At 68.7% G+C, this 15,440-nt stretch carries 21 protein-coding genes and 1 pseudogene; 15 read left to right on the top strand and 7 right to left on the bottom strand.

Annotation, left to right across the window (positions count from 1 at the left end; genetic code table 11):
• The 5 genes from pstB (at position 1) to Cco03nite_RS02335 (ending at position 4,244) form a co-directional block, all read left to right on the top strand.
• The gene (gene pstB, locus Cco03nite_RS02355) at positions 1-879 is read left to right on the top strand and encodes a phosphate ABC transporter ATP-binding protein PstB (protein WP_275411996.1); all 879 of its coding nucleotides are present in this window, start codon (positions 1-3) and stop codon (positions 877-879) included.
• Entirely contained in the window at positions 879-1,637 is a 759-nt protein-coding gene (locus Cco03nite_RS02350; protein WP_203688229.1) for a winged helix-turn-helix transcriptional regulator, read from the top strand. The genes pstB and Cco03nite_RS02350 overlap by 1 nt, the downstream gene beginning before the upstream one ends.
• Before the next feature lie 152 nt (positions 1,638-1,789).
• On the top strand, positions 1,790-2,107 hold the full coding sequence (locus Cco03nite_RS02345; protein ID WP_203688284.1) for an ArsR/SmtB family transcription factor: 318 nt from the start codon (positions 1,790-1,792) through the stop codon (positions 2,105-2,107).
• A 147-nt stretch (positions 2,108-2,254) separates the two neighbouring features.
• Positions 2,255-3,514, top strand: coding sequence for an MFS transporter (locus Cco03nite_RS02340; RefSeq protein ID WP_203688228.1), 1,260 nt, complete (start codon positions 2,255-2,257; stop codon positions 3,512-3,514).
• A gap of 178 nt (positions 3,515-3,692) precedes the next feature.
• A complete protein-coding gene (locus Cco03nite_RS02335; RefSeq protein ID WP_203688227.1) occupies positions 3,693-4,244 on the top strand; it encodes a hypothetical protein in 552 nt (183 codons plus the stop codon).
• Here Cco03nite_RS02335 and Cco03nite_RS02330 read toward each other — a convergent pair.
• From Cco03nite_RS02330 to Cco03nite_RS02310, 5 genes are all read right to left on the bottom strand, one after another.
• The gene (locus tag Cco03nite_RS02330; RefSeq protein ID WP_203688226.1) at positions 4,192-4,887 is read right to left on the bottom strand and encodes a permease prefix domain 1-containing protein; all 696 of its coding nucleotides are present in this window, start codon (positions 4,885-4,887) and stop codon (positions 4,192-4,194) included. The genes Cco03nite_RS02335 and Cco03nite_RS02330 overlap by 53 nt on opposite strands.
• Entirely contained in the window at positions 4,869-5,213 is a 345-nt protein-coding gene (locus Cco03nite_RS02325) for a PadR family transcriptional regulator (protein WP_203688225.1), read from the bottom strand. Before Cco03nite_RS02325 ends, Cco03nite_RS02330 begins: the two co-directional genes overlap by 19 nt.
• A gap of 64 nt (positions 5,214-5,277) precedes the next feature.
• Positions 5,278-5,556 carry a hypothetical protein gene (locus Cco03nite_RS02320; RefSeq protein ID WP_203688224.1) on the bottom strand — a complete coding sequence of 93 codons (279 nt, stop codon included), beginning with the start codon at positions 5,554-5,556 and terminating at the stop codon, positions 5,278-5,280.
• 20 nt (positions 5,557-5,576) lie between these two features.
• Entirely contained in the window at positions 5,577-5,840 is a 264-nt protein-coding gene (locus Cco03nite_RS02315; protein ID WP_203688223.1) for a hypothetical protein, read from the bottom strand.
• Positions 5,837-6,907 (bottom strand): flavin-containing monooxygenase, encoded by a 1,071-nt coding sequence (locus Cco03nite_RS02310; protein WP_203688222.1) that lies wholly within the window; start codon positions 6,905-6,907, stop codon positions 5,837-5,839. The genes Cco03nite_RS02315 and Cco03nite_RS02310 overlap by 4 nt, the downstream gene beginning before the upstream one ends.
• A gap of 47 nt (positions 6,908-6,954) precedes the next feature.
• Between Cco03nite_RS02310 and Cco03nite_RS02305 the strand changes: the two genes are divergently transcribed.
• The 10 genes from Cco03nite_RS02305 (at position 6,955) to Cco03nite_RS02260 (ending at position 12,678) form a co-directional block, all read left to right on the top strand.
• Positions 6,955-7,266, top strand: a complete 312-nt coding sequence (locus Cco03nite_RS02305) for an ArsR/SmtB family transcription factor (RefSeq protein ID WP_239167049.1) — start codon at positions 6,955-6,957, stop codon at positions 7,264-7,266.
• A gap of 141 nt (positions 7,267-7,407) precedes the next feature.
• Positions 7,408-7,638, top strand: a complete 231-nt coding sequence (locus Cco03nite_RS02300) for a hypothetical protein (protein ID WP_203688220.1) — start codon at positions 7,408-7,410, stop codon at positions 7,636-7,638.
• A 77-nt stretch (positions 7,639-7,715) separates the two neighbouring features.
• Positions 7,716-8,867 (top strand): M28 family metallopeptidase, encoded by a 1,152-nt coding sequence (locus Cco03nite_RS02295; RefSeq protein WP_239167048.1) that lies wholly within the window; start codon positions 7,716-7,718, stop codon positions 8,865-8,867.
• Positions 8,864-9,466 (top strand): hypothetical protein, encoded by a 603-nt coding sequence (locus tag Cco03nite_RS02290; RefSeq protein WP_203688219.1) that lies wholly within the window; start codon positions 8,864-8,866, stop codon positions 9,464-9,466. Before Cco03nite_RS02295 ends, Cco03nite_RS02290 begins: the two co-directional genes overlap by 4 nt.
• A 129-nt stretch (positions 9,467-9,595) precedes the next feature.
• Positions 9,596-9,949: a hypothetical protein gene (locus tag Cco03nite_RS02285; protein WP_203688218.1), complete on the top strand. Its 354-nt coding sequence runs from the start codon at positions 9,596-9,598 to the stop codon at positions 9,947-9,949.
• Complete coding sequence (locus tag Cco03nite_RS02280) at positions 9,946-10,380, top strand: MerR family transcriptional regulator (protein WP_203688217.1); 435 nt, start codon at positions 9,946-9,948, stop codon at positions 10,378-10,380. The genes Cco03nite_RS02285 and Cco03nite_RS02280 overlap by 4 nt, the downstream gene beginning before the upstream one ends.
• Entirely contained in the window at positions 10,377-10,643 is a 267-nt protein-coding gene (locus Cco03nite_RS02275; protein WP_203688216.1) for a hypothetical protein, read from the top strand. The genes Cco03nite_RS02280 and Cco03nite_RS02275 overlap by 4 nt, the downstream gene beginning before the upstream one ends.
• Before the next feature lie 19 nt (positions 10,644-10,662).
• Positions 10,663-10,998: a YnfA family protein gene (locus tag Cco03nite_RS02270; RefSeq protein ID WP_203688215.1), complete on the top strand. Its 336-nt coding sequence runs from the start codon at positions 10,663-10,665 to the stop codon at positions 10,996-10,998.
• Positions 10,999-11,782: 784 nt separating this feature from the next.
• The gene (locus tag Cco03nite_RS02265) at positions 11,783-12,295 is read left to right on the top strand and encodes a DUF2716 domain-containing protein (RefSeq protein ID WP_239167056.1); all 513 of its coding nucleotides are present in this window, start codon (positions 11,783-11,785) and stop codon (positions 12,293-12,295) included.
• Entirely contained in the window at positions 12,292-12,678 is a 387-nt protein-coding gene (locus tag Cco03nite_RS02260) for a hypothetical protein (protein WP_203688213.1), read from the top strand. The genes Cco03nite_RS02265 and Cco03nite_RS02260 overlap by 4 nt, the downstream gene beginning before the upstream one ends.
• Before the next feature lie 273 nt (positions 12,679-12,951).
• Here the strand turns inward: Cco03nite_RS02260 and Cco03nite_RS02255 are convergent.
• Positions 12,952-13,111: pseudogene (locus Cco03nite_RS02255) on the bottom strand (helix-turn-helix transcriptional regulator); the annotation flags it as partial.
• Between the two features lie 224 nt (positions 13,112-13,335).
• Entirely contained in the window at positions 13,336-14,673 is a 1,338-nt protein-coding gene (locus Cco03nite_RS42150) for a ricin-type beta-trefoil lectin domain protein (protein WP_239167046.1), read from the bottom strand.
• Between the last annotated feature and the right edge of the window lie 767 nt (positions 14,674-15,440).

The following is a 15,440-nucleotide window of genomic DNA, read 5'->3' as shown; positions in this document are numbered from 1 at the left end:
ATGACCTACCCCGAGGACCCCATGGACACCACGATCGTCCCGCCGCGCCTGTCCGCCGGCCTGTCCCTGCACCCCTCCGGAGCCACCCACGGCGGTGAGAACACCCCGGTCATCGACCTGGCCGACGTCGCCGTCTGGTACGGCGACTACCAGGCCGTGCGCGGCGTCAGCATGCCGGTCGCCCGCAACCAGATCACCGCCATGATCGGCCCGTCCGGGTGCGGCAAGTCCACCGTGCTGCGCTCGCTCAACCGGATGAACGACCTCATCGGCGGCGCCCGGGTCACCGGCGTGGTCAGCTACCACGGCCAGGACCTATACGCCCGCGACGTCGACCCGATCGAGGTCCGCCGCCGTATCGGCATGGTGTTCCAGAAACCCAATCCCTTCCCCAAGTCCATCTACGACAACGTCACCTACGGCCTCAAGGTCAACAAGATGGACACCGGCCGCACCGACGACCTCGTCGAGCAGGCCCTGCGCGGCGCCGCACTGTGGGACGAGGTCAAGGACAAGCTCAAGACCTCCGCCCTCGCGTTGTCCGGCGGGCAGCAGCAGCGGCTGTGCATCGCCCGCACCATCGCCGTACGGCCCGAGGTCATCCTCATGGACGAGCCGTGCTCGGCCCTGGACCCGATCGCCACCGGCAAGATCGAAGACCTGATGCACGAACTCGCAGCCAGCTACACCATCGTCATCGTCACCCACAACATGCAGCAGGCCGCCCGCGTCTCCCACCGCACCGCGTTCTTCACCGCCGAACTCGACGACGCCGGCGTACGTCACGGCCGCCTGGTCGAGTTCAACGACACCGGCCGGATCTTCACCAACCCCGCCGACAAGCGCACCGAGGACTACATCACCGGACGGTTCGGCTGATGAACACCCCAGCCCCCGCCACTATCGAGACCGCAAGGGGCGAGCCCAGCTGCGCCCCGCCGGCCCGCTCCACCCGCCCGCGGTTCCTGCTGCTCGTCGCGGATCCCGACCCTGCCACCGCCGACAACCTGCGCGAATTGCTCGGCGACCATCAGATCGACGTCGTCACCGCACTCGACGCCGCCGACGCACTGCTGCAGGCAGGCATCCACCTGCCCGACGCCGTGCTCACCGCCGCGCACCTGCCCCCGATGACGGGCACGGCGATCATTGCCGCGCTGCAGCGGCGCACCTGCGTACCCACCCTCGTCGGCCTCGGTGGCGACGACGGCGGCCAGGCCGCCACCGCCCTGGCCGCCGGCGCGACCGCGTGCATCGCCCGTCCCTACCGCCTAGCGGAGTTGCTGCCACTGCTGCGCTCGATCCGACCCGACACCGCCGCCGATTTCGGCGCGCCCCTGCAGGTCGGCGCGCTGCGCGTCGACCCCGCCGCGATGCAGGTCCACCTGCACGGCACTCCCGTGAGTTTGCCCATGCGGGAATTCGCCTTGCTGCACCTGCTCGCCAGCCACGAAGGCCGGGTCGTGACCCGCCAGCAGATCGTGCGGCTGCTGTGGAACGGCGACGAAGCCTCCAACACCGTCAACGTCCACATCCGCAGACTTCGTGCCCATCTCGGCGATGACCTGCAGAACCCCGCCATCATCGTCACCGTCCGCGGCATGGGTTACCGCCTGATCGCCCCCGGAGCCCCATGACCAGCCCATGAACGCCCCATGTCACCAACGCTGCGCGCCCAGTTCCCCAACCGTTCACCTGGCGCACCTATGCTCGCCGCGTGATCGCCGCCCCGACCGTGCCAGCAGCTGCCGCAGCAGAAGCCGGCTGCCAGACCGCCACGGTCGGGCCCATGCTGCCCCGGGCCCACGCCGAAGACCTCGCCGTTCTACTCAAAGCGCTGTCCGACCCGACCCGGCTGCAGCTGCTAGCCATGATCGAGAACTCGGCGGCGGGAGAGGCGTGCGTGTGCGACCTCGCGGAACCGTTCGACATGAGCCAGCCCGCGATCAGCCACCACCTGAAGATCCTCGTCAACGCCGGCGTGCTCAACCGCGACAAACGCGGTGCCTGGGCCTGGTACTCGATCAACCCCGCTCGGCTCGAACCGCTGCGCCAACTGATGCCCGGACCTGCGTTCCTGCAGGTGTCACCCGCTGAGCCGCGGTAGGGTGCAGACTGCCCGCTGAACCGATCGACCCGGCGGCTTATGTAGCCTGCCGCCGCGGCCGCTGGCCCTCCTGCTCGATCACTGCGGGACGACAGCTCCACAGGCCGCCACTGTCGATCCGCTGTGAGACACGGCAGACTGGCGGTCGTGACCGAAGCCGCAGGCGATAGCGCTCCAACCCCACCGCGGCAGTGGCTCACCCGCGGTGTCGGGGGTATCGGAACCGCCAGCCTGCTCGCCGATGTCGGCCACGAAGTCCCCACCTCGCTGCTGCCGAGCCTGCTCACCAGCACTCTGGGCGCGCCTGCGGCGGCCCTGGGCCTGGTGGAGGGTGTCAGCGACGCTCTCGCCGGCGCCGCCCGTCTGGCCGGCGGAGCCCTGGCCGACGATCCGGTCCGCCGACAGCGCGTAGCCGTGGGCGGCTACACCGCGACGGCCGTGCTCGCGTCGCTCACCTCGGTGGCGACCACCGTGTGGCAGGTCGGTCTCCTTCGCGCCGGTGCCTGGACCGCCCGCGGCCTGCGCGTGCCAGCCCGCAACGCGTTGCTGGCCGACGTGGTGCACCCGGCCGCGTACGGACGCGCCTACGGGTTCGAACGCATGATGGACAACCTCGGCGCGATCTTCGGCCCGCTGCTCGCCCTGGCACTGGTCGCCGCTGTCGGGATCCGCTGGGCCATCGCACTGTCGGTGATCCCCGGGCTGCTGGCCGCCGCCGCGATCGTCTACGCCATCCGCAACACGCCCCGCCCCGCCCCGGCCGAGCGCACACCGTTGCGCATCCGGATACGGCCCGTGCTGCGCGGAGACCTCGGCAGGCTCATGGCGGCGATCACCGCGTTCGAGGTCGGCAACGTCGCGGCGACCCTGCTGATCCTGCGCGCCACCGAGCAGCTCACCCCGCAGCACGGTGCGACGACGGCCACCACCATCGCCTTGGCGCTGTACGCGCTGTACAACCTCGCCGCGACGATCGCGTCACTGCCGGCGGGTCATGTCGCCGATCGTCTGGGGTCACGTGGGCCGGTCCGGGTACTGGCCGCCGGTGTCGCGCTGTTCCTGGCGGCGTACCTCGGCTTCGCGGTCGATTCCACCGGCATCGTGTTGCTGGCACTGCCGTTCGCCGCCGCCGGTGTCGCTATCGGCTGTGTGGAGACGGCACAGCACTCCGCAGTGGCCGCCTTGGCACCGGCGGGCATCCGCGGATCGGCATTCGGGCTGCTTGCTGCCGTCCAAGCCGCGGGCAACCTCGCGGCGAGCGCGATCGCCGGCTTGCTGTGGACGATCGTGTCGCCGCACGCCGCGTTCGTCTACCTCGCCGCCTGGATGGTCCTGGCACTGCTGTGCCTGTTGTTCGCGGGGCTGGGCGGCACATCGCGCGCTGCGCAGGAAGGTTCTGCCGCCTAAACACCGGCAGAAGATCTCACCGGAAGACTTCTGCCAGCCCATCCTTCTCCGCGCCGGCAAGCCGTGTGATCCACGGCCCAGAGCACTCGCGCGTTCACAGCACGTGGGTATGGTCTCCGCGTAGCAAGATAAGTAGGATTGCTACATGTAGTGTGGCTACGCTTTGCTGGAGGCTGTCATGGTTGTGCGGGAGATCCTCGGTCTGCTCATCCCGGATGAAGGCGCGGTCTTCTACGCCGCCCTGGCTGTCCACGTGACGGCTGGCATGGCTGCTGTCGTCGCAGGTGGCGTCGCAGCGAGTGCCCGTAAACGTCCCGGCCGGCATCCGCGTACCGGCACCGCCTACCTGTGGGCGCTCGGTGTCGTCGCCGCGACCGCTGCGATGATGACGGCGTTCCGTCCCCGCGAGGACATCCACCTGCTGGCAATTGCGGTGATCGCGTTCTCGCTGGCGCTGTTCGGCCGGGCAGCGCGCCGACGTCGGGGCAAGGACTGGCCGACTCGTCACGCCATCGGGATGGGAGGGTCGTACATCGCGCTGCTTACCGGCTTCTACGTGGACAACGGCAGCCAGCTGCCGCTCTGGGACCGGCTGCCGCACCTGGCTTACTGGACGCTGCCCACCGCTGTAGGCATACCGCTGATCTGGTGGGCGCTGCGGCGTTTCCGCACCGGGATCAGCGCGCGGCCGCGCGCAGCAGAAGAACCCGGCGCCCCGCACCTACCGTGACGCTCAAACGAACCAGGCTGATCGAGACCGCGCACGCCAGCGCGGCCGACCATGCGGGGTCGCTTGGTGCGAAGGCAAGCCCGCTCACCAGCGCGACATCACCGATGACGCAAGCCACGGAGGCAAGTGCCGCCGCGTCCACCGCAGTACGCGCACCGAGTCCCAGCCGGACCGCGAGACGCACGCCACTCGCCGCGACCAGGGCTGCCGGCACGCTCACCGCGAGAACAAGCGCATAGATCGGCGCCGACGCCATCAACGCACCGATCTGCGTCCACCACGCGGTGCCGGTGGCCTGCGCGAACGCGCCTATCCACGCAACCCCTACCAGCGGTCCCGTGGCCACCAGGCCCGCGCCGATGCGCCGGGCGTGCGCCCGGCCGATCTCAGCGGCCAGCGCCGCCGACAGCTCGCGCGGATCGCCGAACTCCGCGACCGCCAGCCTCACGGCAGCCGCGGGCGTCGCACCGGCAGCGACGTGTGCTTCGAACGCACATGCGAGCCCGTCGGCGATCTCGGCCATCACCTCGGCGCGAGCGCGGTGGCTCAGTGGCAGGCCCGCGGCGAGCTCCTGCAGGTAGTCCGCGATCGTGGCTCGGGCCTGCGGATCCCCGTGGGCGGGGATCAGGTCGAAGGCCTCCATGTGATGTCACCGCCGTCCATGACGGCGGTGACCGCCCCGGAGAACTGGTGCCACGACTCGCGCTGCTGGGCCAGGTGACGGCGGCCCGCGCCGGTCAGTTCGTATGTCCGGCGTTGACGGCCGTCGCCTTTCTCCCAGGTGCTGGCGACGAGCCCTGCGGTCTCAAGCCTTCGCAGGGCCGGGTACACGGTGCCCGTCGGTAGGTCGAACGTGCCGCCGCTGCTGGTGCGCAGCGCTTCGATCAGCGCGTAGCCGTGCGCCGGGCCACGTTCCAGCACTGCCAGCAGCAGCCCGTCCAGGTGACCTTTCAGCGCCTCAGCCGTCATGCGTAGCAATGCTACTGGTCGTCAAACGGTTCGCCATCGCGACACCCGTCTTCGCCGGTACGGCTCAGCCGACGGCGCCCGGCAATGACCTTGAGCGTATGACGACGGCCGCCCCGACTCCGGCCAGGTACATGAGCAGCCCGTACGCAAGAACCGTGGTCGTGGTGCCCGCATCGCCCATCAGGCCGGCGAGCATCAAGGCGAGGGTCAAGTTGCGCACCACCGTGATCATCGTGACGGAGGCTCGCTGGCTCTGTCCGGCCAGTCGCGGTGACCAGTACGCACCCACGCTGCACACCACCACTGCCGCCAGCGCTGCGAGCGTCGGGGTGGTCAGCTCCAACAGCTGATCCGACGCGGTGATCAGAGGGCCAGCAGCGGTCCTGAGCTGCCTCCGGCGGCGGCGGATGCCAGGACGATTCCTGCGGCCACCGGCGTCGGCAGGTGCAGTGCCCATCCCACGGCGACCGCCACAGCTGGTACTGCCAGCACGTTGACTCCCAATGCGACCAGCAGCGGTGCCGGCCGTGCGAGCAGCGCGGTGAACGCGGGTAGGTCCAGGGTGGTGCCGACGGCGAGCATGCTCGCGATGAGCAGCACCGCCAGAGCGAGGATGTCGGCGCTCAACGTGCCGGCTCCACCTGGCTGGTCCGTCGCGCGGTCAGCCGGGCCACGACCCGGGCGGCATCGGCACCGACGCCGCGAAGCGTCGCGGAGGCGAAGCTGCGCTGCAGTTCCAGTCCGACATAACCCAGGCCGGGATGCGTGATCGACACACCACCACGATGGCGTGGCCGTCCGTCGGCGTCCAGAGCCCCCAGCTCGTGCAGGTAGCCGAGGTCGGGACGGTAGCCGGTCGCCAGCACGATCGCGTGGACGTCCTCGCGGCTGCCGTCGGTCCAGGTGGCGGTGTTGCCGTGAAGGCCGGTGAACATGAGTCGGTGGCGCGGCGCTCCCGCCGCCACGGCGGCTCGGTAGCGGCCGTCGTCGAGCACCGGCGCGCCTCGGTGGCCGCCTGCGAGCAGCCGCCCGAGCGGGGAGGTGTCCAGGCCGGTGGTCTTCAGCCACCAGTGCAGGTCCCGGCCCAGTGGACGCTGGGGGAACCACCGCACCGGTTGCCGCGTGGCCAGGGTGACCGTCGCAACTGTGGCCAGTTCGGTGGCGATCTGCACGGCGGAGTTGCCGGCGCCCACCACGATCACGTGCTGGCCGGAGAACGGGGTGGGGGAGCGGTAGTCGGCGGCGTGCAGCACCGTGCCGGTGTACGTGGCGAGGCCGGGCAGGTCGGGGCGGTGCGGCCGGCCGAATCCGCCGGTGGCGGCGACGATGATCGGGGTGTGCAGGGTGTCGGCGTCGGTGTGGACGGTGAAGCCGTCCGATGCCTGCTGGACGGAGGTGACCCGGCTGCGCGTGCGGATCGGCACGCCGAGGTGTTCGGCGTAGGCCGCGAGGTAGGCCACGACCTCGTCCCGGTGCGGGTAGCGGTCGGGGTCGCCGGGAAACGGCATGCCGGGTAGAGCGCTGTGGCGGGCGGGGGAGAACAGGGTGAGGCTGTCGTAGTAACGCGCCCATGAACCGGTCGGTGCGCCACCGGCTTCCAGGACGAGCGGGTGTCGGCCGTGTGCTTGCAGGGCGCCTGCTGCGGCAAGGCCGGACTGGCCACCGCCGATCACCACCGCGTCGAAGAGGGTCATGCGCCGGATCATATCGTCATTTCGCGAAATCGCGATATGATGGAATGGTGGATGTGACCGAAGCGCCCCAGCAGTTCAGTCCCGCCGTACGCGCCTTCCTCAAAGCGCTGGCCAGCGAAAGCCGACAGCAGGTCCTCATGGCGTTCGCCGCCGGCGGCGAACTCAGCGTCGGCGACGTCGCGGCAAGGTTGGGCATCGGGCAGTCCACCGCCTCCGAACAGCTCGCCCAGTTGCGCGACGGCGGCCTGCTCGCGGCCCGGCGTGAAGGCAAGGCCGTCTACTACCGCGCCGATCCCGTCGGCATCAGCGCGTCGCTGGCCGAACTGCAGGACCACCTGCGCTCGTGCTGCCCGATCTGACTGCCCCGGCCAGGCGATCCTTGGCGACAAGCCCGGGTCGCGCTGTTTAGATTTCTGTCTAGGTTGACGAATCTCGAAACAAGTGGAAGCATGAACTTGATTAGAGATCTATCAAGGCAGTCGGACAGTTAGGGGCTCGACATGACCACCAATACCGCAGCAACGGGCGGATTCAGCGGCGACGCCGCACAGGCGTTCACGCCGCCCGCGCAGGGCGGCTGCTGTGGCAGCGCACCCAGCACCACCGAGCAGCAGACCGCAACGGCAGAGCCGTGCTGCGGCACCACCGCAGAGGCCACCGCGTCCAACAGCTGCTGCGGCCAGCAAGCCAAGACCGAAGCCGTTGCCGCCGGCACGGGATGTTGCCAGTGACCACGGCACCACACGCGGGGTCGGCCACACCAGCCGACCCCGCGCTTCTGAGCGACGAAAGCCCGGCCCTCAACCGGATGCTCGCCATCGTCAACCGGCTGGCGGCCGCTGAATTCACCGGCCGCCGCACCGGCACCCCCGGCGGCCATGCCGCAGCAGCTTGGCTCGCACAACAGCTGCGCCAAGCCGGAGCCACCGTCACGCTTGACCCGTTCCCCGTCCGAGGCTCCATCCGGGAACTGCACGCAACCCCGCACCTGCGTTACACCGACACCACCAGAACCCACGCACTCATCCACCGGCGCGACTTCTGCGAGCACCTCGCCACCACCGACCTACCGCAGCCCGTGACCGGACCGATCACCAGGCCTGAGGACGACCCACGCGGTGCCTGGATCCTGCTCGACGACGGCTACGACCTCACCCTCGCCCAGGCCGCGGCCAAGCACGGCGCACTCGGGCTGCTCGTCTCCCGCGGCACCGACGCCGACGGCTGGATGCCCAAGATGATCGCCGGGCCAGCCACCGGACCGCTGCCCGTGCTCGCCGTACACACCGACTGGCACCACCGCATGCGGGCCAGTCGTGGCCAGATCACCGCCAGCGCGCCGCTGCGGACTGTCGACGCCGAAGCCGTCAACGTCTACGCCACCTTCGCCACCGTCGGCAGATCAGGCCCCAAAGTGCTGCTCACCGCACATTACGACGGCGTCGGCGACGATCCCGAACAGCGATTCCCCGCAGCCGCCGACAACGCATCCGGCGTGGCCGCCGTGATCGAAACCGCCCGCCAGCTCATCGCCGACCACACCGCCTTCACCCTGACGGTCGCCCTGCTCGACGCAGAGGAAGCCGGCGCCCACGGATCCGCCCACCACGCCCCGCAGGTACCCGAAGACACCATCGTGATCAACCTTGACGGGGCAGCGGCTCTGCACGAAGCCGCCGCCGTCGAGGCCGCCGGACCAGCACACGCGCTGCTCGCGGCACTCGACCGGGCCGGCCGCGACACCGGCGTCCCGCTGCGCGGGCAAGCCATGCCCTCCGACAACCGCCGCTACGCCGCCGCAGGCCTCGCCGCCGTGGGGATCGGCATGGGCATGCCCGGCTACCAGACGCCCGCCGAAACCCCCGATCGCGTCCAGCCTGCCACGCTGCTCGCTGCGACCCGACTGCTTACGGCGACCGTGAAGCACCACGTTGCCGGACACGAATCTTCCCAGCGATGACAACCAGGCACTATCTGATCGTGGACGCCGGACCGGAAGACCGCGTGTCCGCCGCGATCCCACTGCATCCGAGTACGAGCTGGTCCCGGGTGCAACTGGCGGCCTCGAAGCGCGGTACACCGGTCCTGAGCGTGGCCACCCATACGCCTGCACATCGCACGGGGGATCTCAGACATGCCACCTTGACAGCCACCGACATCGTGGCAGCGACCGAACCGCTGCACGAAGCCGAGCACGGCCTGCTGGCCGCCTACCTCGCTTGCTGGAGCCGGTGGGCGCGCCAGCCAGATCACCCTGCCGTCGAACCACGGGCCAGGCAGTCGCTCTGGGCGGCGCACGACCTGGCCCAGGCCGACACACTGCCATCACGGCACGTTCGCGAGCTGCTGCGCGAACACGCGGCCGACCTCGGCCTTCAGTTCGGCGGCGTCATCGGCACTCGTACAGGCGCAACCACGCGCGACGTCGCTCCCTCCGCCGAGCACACCCGCACTGTGCAACCGCGGTCCATCCGGCCCTGGAATGCCGTGATGCCTGTCAACCGCAGGTACCGAGCCCGTGCATCACACGGCTACGACGACGAGCGGCCAGAAAGATGACACCCCTGAGTCCGCCGTCAAGCCCGCCGCGCTGGGCGGGACGGATCTGAGCCGGCCGAATCGGCGCTCCATCGAGGGTGGGCCACAGGACTTGCATCCGGTACCCGGGTACAGGCTTACCGTGAGGTCATGACCGAACTGACCCCCAGCCTGGCCTGGGTGCCGCAGGCGTGCACCCTGCCGACAGCGCAGCAGCCACTACGCCTCGCCGAGTTCGACGCCCTGTTCACGACCGCCGTCCGCGCCGCCGAACGCATCAGCGCCACGCACCTGCGCCTCACCCTCACCGGCGGACCCGACCTGGAGCCGACCGTACGCGACCTCGCCGCCCGCGAAAGCGACTGCTGCTCGTTCTTCACCTTCGCCATCACCGTCACCGGCGCACCCGGGCACGTCACGCTCGACGTCGAGGTTCCACCCGCCCACACCGACGTCCTTGCCGCACTGGCCGACCGGGCCGACACCATGCATGGCCGACCGTGAACCCCGGCCTGCGTAGCGGGGAACTAGCCCAGGCGGCGGGAGTGAACCTGCAAACTCTGCGCTACTACGAACGCCGCGGTCTGCTGGCCGAACCGACCCGCAGCCCCGGCGGACACCGCCTCTACCCCGCCGAGGCCCTGACCCTGCTCAGAGTCATCAAGACGGCGCAACGACTCGGCTTCACCCTCGACGAGGTCGCCGAACTCGTCGACCTCGGCACCCACCGCCACGGCCGCCGCCGCGACACCAGTCTGCAACGACGCGCCGCGACCAAGCTCGCCGAGATCGAGACGAAGATCGCCGACCTGCAGACGATCGCCGAAAGCCTGCGCACCGCCCTCGACGCCGGCTGCGACGACCTGACAACCTGCGCCACCACCGACTGCTGCCCGATCCCGCTCGCCGGACTCGACCACGGAGACAACAAATGATCAACAAACTGCGCGCGCTCCTTCCCGGCGGACTCGGCGGACTCACCGGCCTCGCTTGCGCGCTGTGCTGCGCCATTCCGCTACTCATCGCAGCAGGCATCGTCGGCGGCGCAGGCTGGGCCGCACTCGGGCAGATCATGCCCGGTATCGCCGTCGTGCTCGCCGCGCTGACCGCGCTGGCATGGTGGCGGTCAACCCGGCGGCGCGCCGCGCATGTCGGCGGCTGCTCCGGTGGCGACTGCTCCTGCTCTCGGCCGTCATGAGGATGGCTAGGCTGCGCGCATGATGATCGCCCGCTCTGTCATCCTGTTCGCCCTGGCCGCCCTCCTGGAGATCGGCGGGGCGTGGCTGGTCTGGCAGGGCTGGCGCGAGCACCGCGGCCTGTGGTGGATCGCCGCCGGCGTCATCGCCCTCGGGGCATACGGGTTTGTCGCCACCTTCCAGCCCGACGCGAACTTCGGTCGCATCCTGGCCGCCTACGGCGGTGTGTTCGTCGCCGGGTCACTGGCGTGGGGCATGGTCGTGGACAGGTTCCGGCCCGACCGCTACGACATCATAGGTGCCGCGATCTGCCTGGTCGGCGTCGCCGTGATCATGTATGCCCCGCGCGGCAATTGACTGCAGCCGCGCAGCGTCCCCGGCGACGAGGCTCGCGAAGCGGGTCGTCTCTGGGTCAAAGCCTCAGAGGAACGGTATGGGCGGTGACATGGTGAAATTCCGACCAGACCACGCCTCGCCGTGAGCTGAGGCGCACTGTGGCGCTCGACGTACGCCAGCGGACCTGCCGTCAGAGGAGTCGGCAGGTCCGCTAGGACAGCTTTGGGGAGCGTGGCCCCCTAGATCAACTGGATCGACGTTGCCAGCGTCAGGCCTGGTTGGGTTTTGGGCCGTGTGCCCCCTCGGACACGCAAGCCCCTGCGAAGCATTTTGATTGTCGATTGCTTCGCTTTCCTGCCGCGTACGAGCGCTGCCGGAAATTCTTCCCGCTGAGATCGCCTGCCGAGTATGGCGGTTGATCATGATTTCTGTCGAGTCGGTCTCCAGAGTGACGCTCGGCTCGTCGCAAATGATCGTGATCGCGTAGTCGCGAAAGAATCGGGCGACCTCGCCTGCTTCGTTCGAGGCTTGGATGTGCATGAGGTGGTGCCGGGCCTGTGGGTTCTCACTGCTGATCTGTGGAAGTTGTGCGATGACCCGGGCGATGATGACCTCCTGGCGTAGTTGCAGGTTGGCGGTCTGTCGCGTGGTCAGCCGGTACGCACGGGTGGCACATCTTTGACTCCCACGACTCGGAGCTTCGCGCTGCGAGCTTCTCGGCTTCTGGGTGCACGCTCGTGGTCGTCACCAGCAGCGATATCGCGCTGTGGCACCGCAGTTGATCGAGTAGGGTGCGTCGGTGGCTATGAGGGCATACCGCGAGTTGTCCGGTGACGAGAAAGCGGTCTGGGACCGGTTCGACGTGGAGTTCGACTTCCGGCCCAGCATGCGCCGTTTCCCGGCGATCACCGAGCCGACCCCGTCGGTCACCTGGAGTTTGAGCGGCCTCGACGACGATCCCGGATACGTGCGCCTGGATCGCCTGGTCGGGTTCGTGCACGCCGGATTCACTGCGCTGGCGGGCGAGGGCTCGATCTTGTGCCTGGACTGGCAGCACCCGTGCTACCGAGTCTGGCCCAGCCTCATCGGGCCGGAGAACATCGACCCGCCCGGACAGCCGGGCTGGCCGTTGTCGCCGTATCCCGACGGTGACTACTTCATCAACCTTGCGGAGGACTTCCGGTTCGGCACCTTCGGCCACCCCTGGGAGCCGTCGCTGTGCGTGTTCGGCAGCGACCTCCTGGGCCTGGTCGAGGCCGATCTGCATGAGGTCCTCGGTAGGGCCATGAGACGAGACGGCCGACAGGTGACGGTATGACTGAGGAACCGTTCGACGAGGCCAAGCGACAGATGATGACTGTCGGCAGCCCTAGTGACGGTCCGAACCTGGACGGCATGAGCATCGACTTCGACGCTTACCTCTTTATGGCGGAGTTGTTCGAGCACGTCGCGGTTCACCAGACCGGCGACCTGGACTGCATGCTCATCGCATCGTGCACCGTCGACCACGGCAAGACTCCGACCGTGGTCGGCGAAGCACTCGTTGATATCTGGCAGGACAAGCTTCGCTACCACCACCGCGCCGCACACCGTCTCCGCCAGGACGATTTCGAGGTGTATCTGGATGTGGCGACCTTGACCCACGACGGCGGGATCTTCGTCACCGGCCTTATCAAGGCGACGTGGAACCGCCAGCCATGACCTCCGGGATCCCTGGCGTGCCAGCTGGCTTGGGCTTTTTCGTCGACGTAGTGGCAGACGGCGCGGTCGCCCAATCCTCGCCAAGCTGGGCGACAAACGTCTCCGCTGGCTCGGCGCGGTCGATCACCAGGAGCACAGCGCGGAACGTGGTGCCCGCGAGCGCGCCCGCAGGGACGCCGATCAGGGCGCCGACCCGGTACTCACTCGCAAGGTAAAGGCGGTACGACTCCAGTGTCTGCTTGAAGGCGATGTTGTTCGGCAGCGGAACACGCCGCGCAACAACGCTGTGGCGCGCTCGATCCGGCGCGTCATGAGGTACGCGTACGGCGACTCCCCGTACGCGAGGTGGATCTGGCGGCGCAGGTGACCCGCGGGCATGTGCAAGCCGCGCGAGGGCCTCGACGTCCAGCGGCTGCGCGTACTCGCGGTCCATGCGGTCGGGCACGCGGTGCAGCAGCGCGAGGTCGCGCAGCCGTTGCGTCTCGTCGGGTCCGCTGGTCGCGGGCCGATGGTGCCACGGGCGGGTCCGCCCGGCCACCGTTCCACGACCCGCGCCGGACAAACCCCGGCGCGGGTCGTATCCCGGAACGCGAGGAAAGGGCGCGGGAGCCTGTCCGCTCCCGCGCCCTGACCGTCAGCGTGCCCCTCGGCCGGCCGTCACGCGGCCTTCACGAAGTACTGTGCGGCCGATCCGTTGCAATCCCAGATCTGCAGTCGCGCGCCGTCCGCTGTCGAGCCTCCCGGGGAGTCCAGGCACTTGTTGGAGTTCGGGTTGCGCAACCGGTTACCTTCCTGGACCCAGTTCTGTGCGCCGCTGCCGTTGCAGTCCCAGAGCTGAACCTTCGTGCCGTTGGCCGTACCCGCGCCGTTGACGTCGAGGCACCGGCCCAGCGTCCGCAGGGTCTGGCCGTCCCGGCTCCACTGCTGGTCCTGCGAAACAGCAGACCCCTGGCACGTCCACAGCTGCACGGCCGCGCCATTGCCGCCCGTGTCGTTTCCGGCCACGTCCACGCACTTGCCACCCGGCCCGTTGATCTGTGTCGCGGATCCGCCCGTGCCCCCGCCGTCCTGGTAGTAGCGCACGTAGTCGATCAATGCGGTGAGCGGGAACTGGCCCTGCACGGGGTTCTGTCCGGGGTAGGTGCCGCCCAGCGCCAGGTTGAAGATGAGGTGGAACGGCTTGCGGAATTCCTCCAAGGTCGCCGGTGTCGTGTCGATCACGTGTGTCTGCGTACCGTCGATGTACCAGCGGATCTGCGCGGGCGTCCACTCGATCGCATAGACGTGGAAGGCCGCGGGGTTGTTGACGGCGGGGTTCGCGACGTAGTTGGCGTTCTGACCCGCTGTCCACGGGAACACGCCGGTCCGCACATCCCAGAAGATGTTGTTGGTGACGGTCGCGTTCGCGTTCGCGTGTTCCATGATGTCGACCTCGCCGCAACTGGCCCAGTTGGTGGGCAGGCGGTCGTAGTAGGTCTGCGCCGGGTTGTAGGAGCTCGTGGACGTCTCGTCGCACGCGTCACCGAGCATCCAGAAAGCCGGCCACGAGCCGGTGGCGGTGGGGAGCGCCATGCGCGCCTCGATTCGGCCGTACTGGAAGGACCTCTTCGTGTCCGTCGTCATGCGGCACGACGTCTGGTAGAAGTTGCGGCCGTTGACCGTGATGGGCGTCGTGAGCCAGTTGGCGCGCATCACGAGGTTGCCGCCGGACTGCGTGCAGTTCTCGGGGCGGTACCACTCCCACTCGCCGTTGCCCCAGCCGTCGAAAGTGTTGAGGCCGGGGTTGAGGCCGTTGCCGACGTTGTAGTTCCAGTTGGCGCTGCTGGGCGCGCCGGACCCGTTGAACTCGTCGGCCCACACGAGGTTCCACGCGGCATGTGCGGGCTGCTGCTGGACGACCGCGCTGCCGACGAGTGCAGTGACGGCCGCAGCAAGGAGGATCAGGAGACGCCGGCCGCGTGACAGCGCCCGGTTCACGGCGCGGCCACGAGGCATGCGGGGTGCGGGTTCTTGTTGAATCTCCACAGCGAATGTGCCCTTCTCGAGCAGGGCGGAGGTGGTGCGATCGGCGGAAGTGCCTGGTCGAGTCCCCTCCACGGATGTGAGAGCGCTCTCACATGGTGAGTGACTGGAAACCTTGTTGTCAATAACTTGCCAATGCCAAAGAACGTCTGACTTCGATAGAACGTCTGACTTCGATCCGCTGCCGCACTGGGAGCAGGTGCGCCAGCCGGTGCCGGCCCAGAGGGGCCGCCTTGACCGCGATGCTGTGCCTGGGAGGGAAGCCAGCTCATCCGGGAGGCGCAACCGCACCATTGCCGTCACCACCCGACCGTGGTGATCATGACATTGGTCCGTTAGCGGTATGTTGCCGACTCTGTCGAGAGAGCGCCACGTCCCGGGTTCGGCACCCGTTGGGCGGACTCCAGTTCGCGATGGTGATTCTTGCGATGTGGACAGCTCCACACTGACAGGTCGCGGAACTCCGAAACGTGGGAGTGAGCATGATGGTGAAGAATCCCCCACCCGGATTCGCGATCAAGTTCCGAGCGAGGAGGTTCCCAAAGTCGGTCCCGGCCTCAGGTGATCTCGTGTTCACCAGCCGGACTCAGAGATCTCTCAGCCGGCCCACACCGCCTACCATGACTGGCGGAGCGCGCTGATGGCGTAGACCCATAGCAGGCTTCGCCGGGCGGGTGGCCCGATATACATCCCTCGGTCAACTGGCGTATGGCTGCTCTCGCATGTCTGGTAACCGGCTT

The sequence above is a fragment of the Catellatospora coxensis genome, assembly GCF_016862635.1.
In the GTDB taxonomy this organism is placed as follows: Bacteria; Actinomycetota; Actinomycetes; order Mycobacteriales; family Micromonosporaceae; genus Catellatospora; species Catellatospora coxensis.
The sequence above is the reverse complement of the archived record's forward strand: the minus strand, read 5'-3'. Positions and strand labels throughout refer to the sequence as shown.

What these genes read in the sequence shown, in the direction of transcription:
- pstB (WP_275411996.1), top strand. Translation starts at nt 1, where the DNA reads ATGACCTACCCCGAGGACCCCATGGACACCACGATCGTCCCGCCGCGC.
- Cco03nite_RS02350 (WP_203688229.1), top strand. Translation starts at nt 879, where the DNA reads ATGAACACCCCAGCCCCCGCCACTATCGAGACCGCAAGGGGCGAGCCC.
- Cco03nite_RS02345 (WP_203688284.1), top strand. Translation starts at nt 1,790, where the DNA reads ATGCTGCCCCGGGCCCACGCCGAAGACCTCGCCGTTCTACTCAAAGCG.
- Cco03nite_RS02335 (WP_203688227.1), top strand. Translation starts at nt 3,693, where the DNA reads ATGGTTGTGCGGGAGATCCTCGGTCTGCTCATCCCGGATGAAGGCGCG.
- Cco03nite_RS02330 (WP_203688226.1), bottom strand. Translation starts at nt 4,887, where the DNA reads ATGGAGGCCTTCGACCTGATCCCCGCCCACGGGGATCCGCAGGCCCGA.
- Cco03nite_RS02325 (WP_203688225.1), bottom strand. Translation starts at nt 5,213, where the DNA reads ATGACGGCTGAGGCGCTGAAAGGTCACCTGGACGGGCTGCTGCTGGCA.
- Cco03nite_RS02310 (WP_203688222.1), bottom strand. Translation starts at nt 6,907, where the DNA reads ATGACCCTCTTCGACGCGGTGGTGATCGGCGGTGGCCAGTCCGGCCTT.
- Cco03nite_RS02300 (WP_203688220.1), top strand. Translation starts at nt 7,408, where the DNA reads ATGACCACCAATACCGCAGCAACGGGCGGATTCAGCGGCGACGCCGCA.
- Cco03nite_RS02295 (WP_239167048.1), top strand. Translation starts at nt 7,716, where the DNA reads ATGCTCGCCATCGTCAACCGGCTGGCGGCCGCTGAATTCACCGGCCGC.
- Cco03nite_RS02290 (WP_203688219.1), top strand. Translation starts at nt 8,864, where the DNA reads ATGACAACCAGGCACTATCTGATCGTGGACGCCGGACCGGAAGACCGC.
- Cco03nite_RS02285 (WP_203688218.1), top strand. Translation starts at nt 9,596, where the DNA reads ATGACCGAACTGACCCCCAGCCTGGCCTGGGTGCCGCAGGCGTGCACC.
- Cco03nite_RS02275 (WP_203688216.1), top strand. Translation starts at nt 10,377, where the DNA reads ATGATCAACAAACTGCGCGCGCTCCTTCCCGGCGGACTCGGCGGACTC.
- Cco03nite_RS02270 (WP_203688215.1), top strand. Translation starts at nt 10,663, where the DNA reads ATGATGATCGCCCGCTCTGTCATCCTGTTCGCCCTGGCCGCCCTCCTG.
- Cco03nite_RS02265 (WP_239167056.1), top strand. Translation starts at nt 11,783, where the DNA reads ATGAGGGCATACCGCGAGTTGTCCGGTGACGAGAAAGCGGTCTGGGAC.
- Cco03nite_RS02260 (WP_203688213.1), top strand. Translation starts at nt 12,292, where the DNA reads ATGACTGAGGAACCGTTCGACGAGGCCAAGCGACAGATGATGACTGTC.
- Cco03nite_RS42150 (WP_239167046.1), bottom strand. Translation starts at nt 14,673, where the DNA reads ATGCCTCGTGGCCGCGCCGTGAACCGGGCGCTGTCACGCGGCCGGCGT.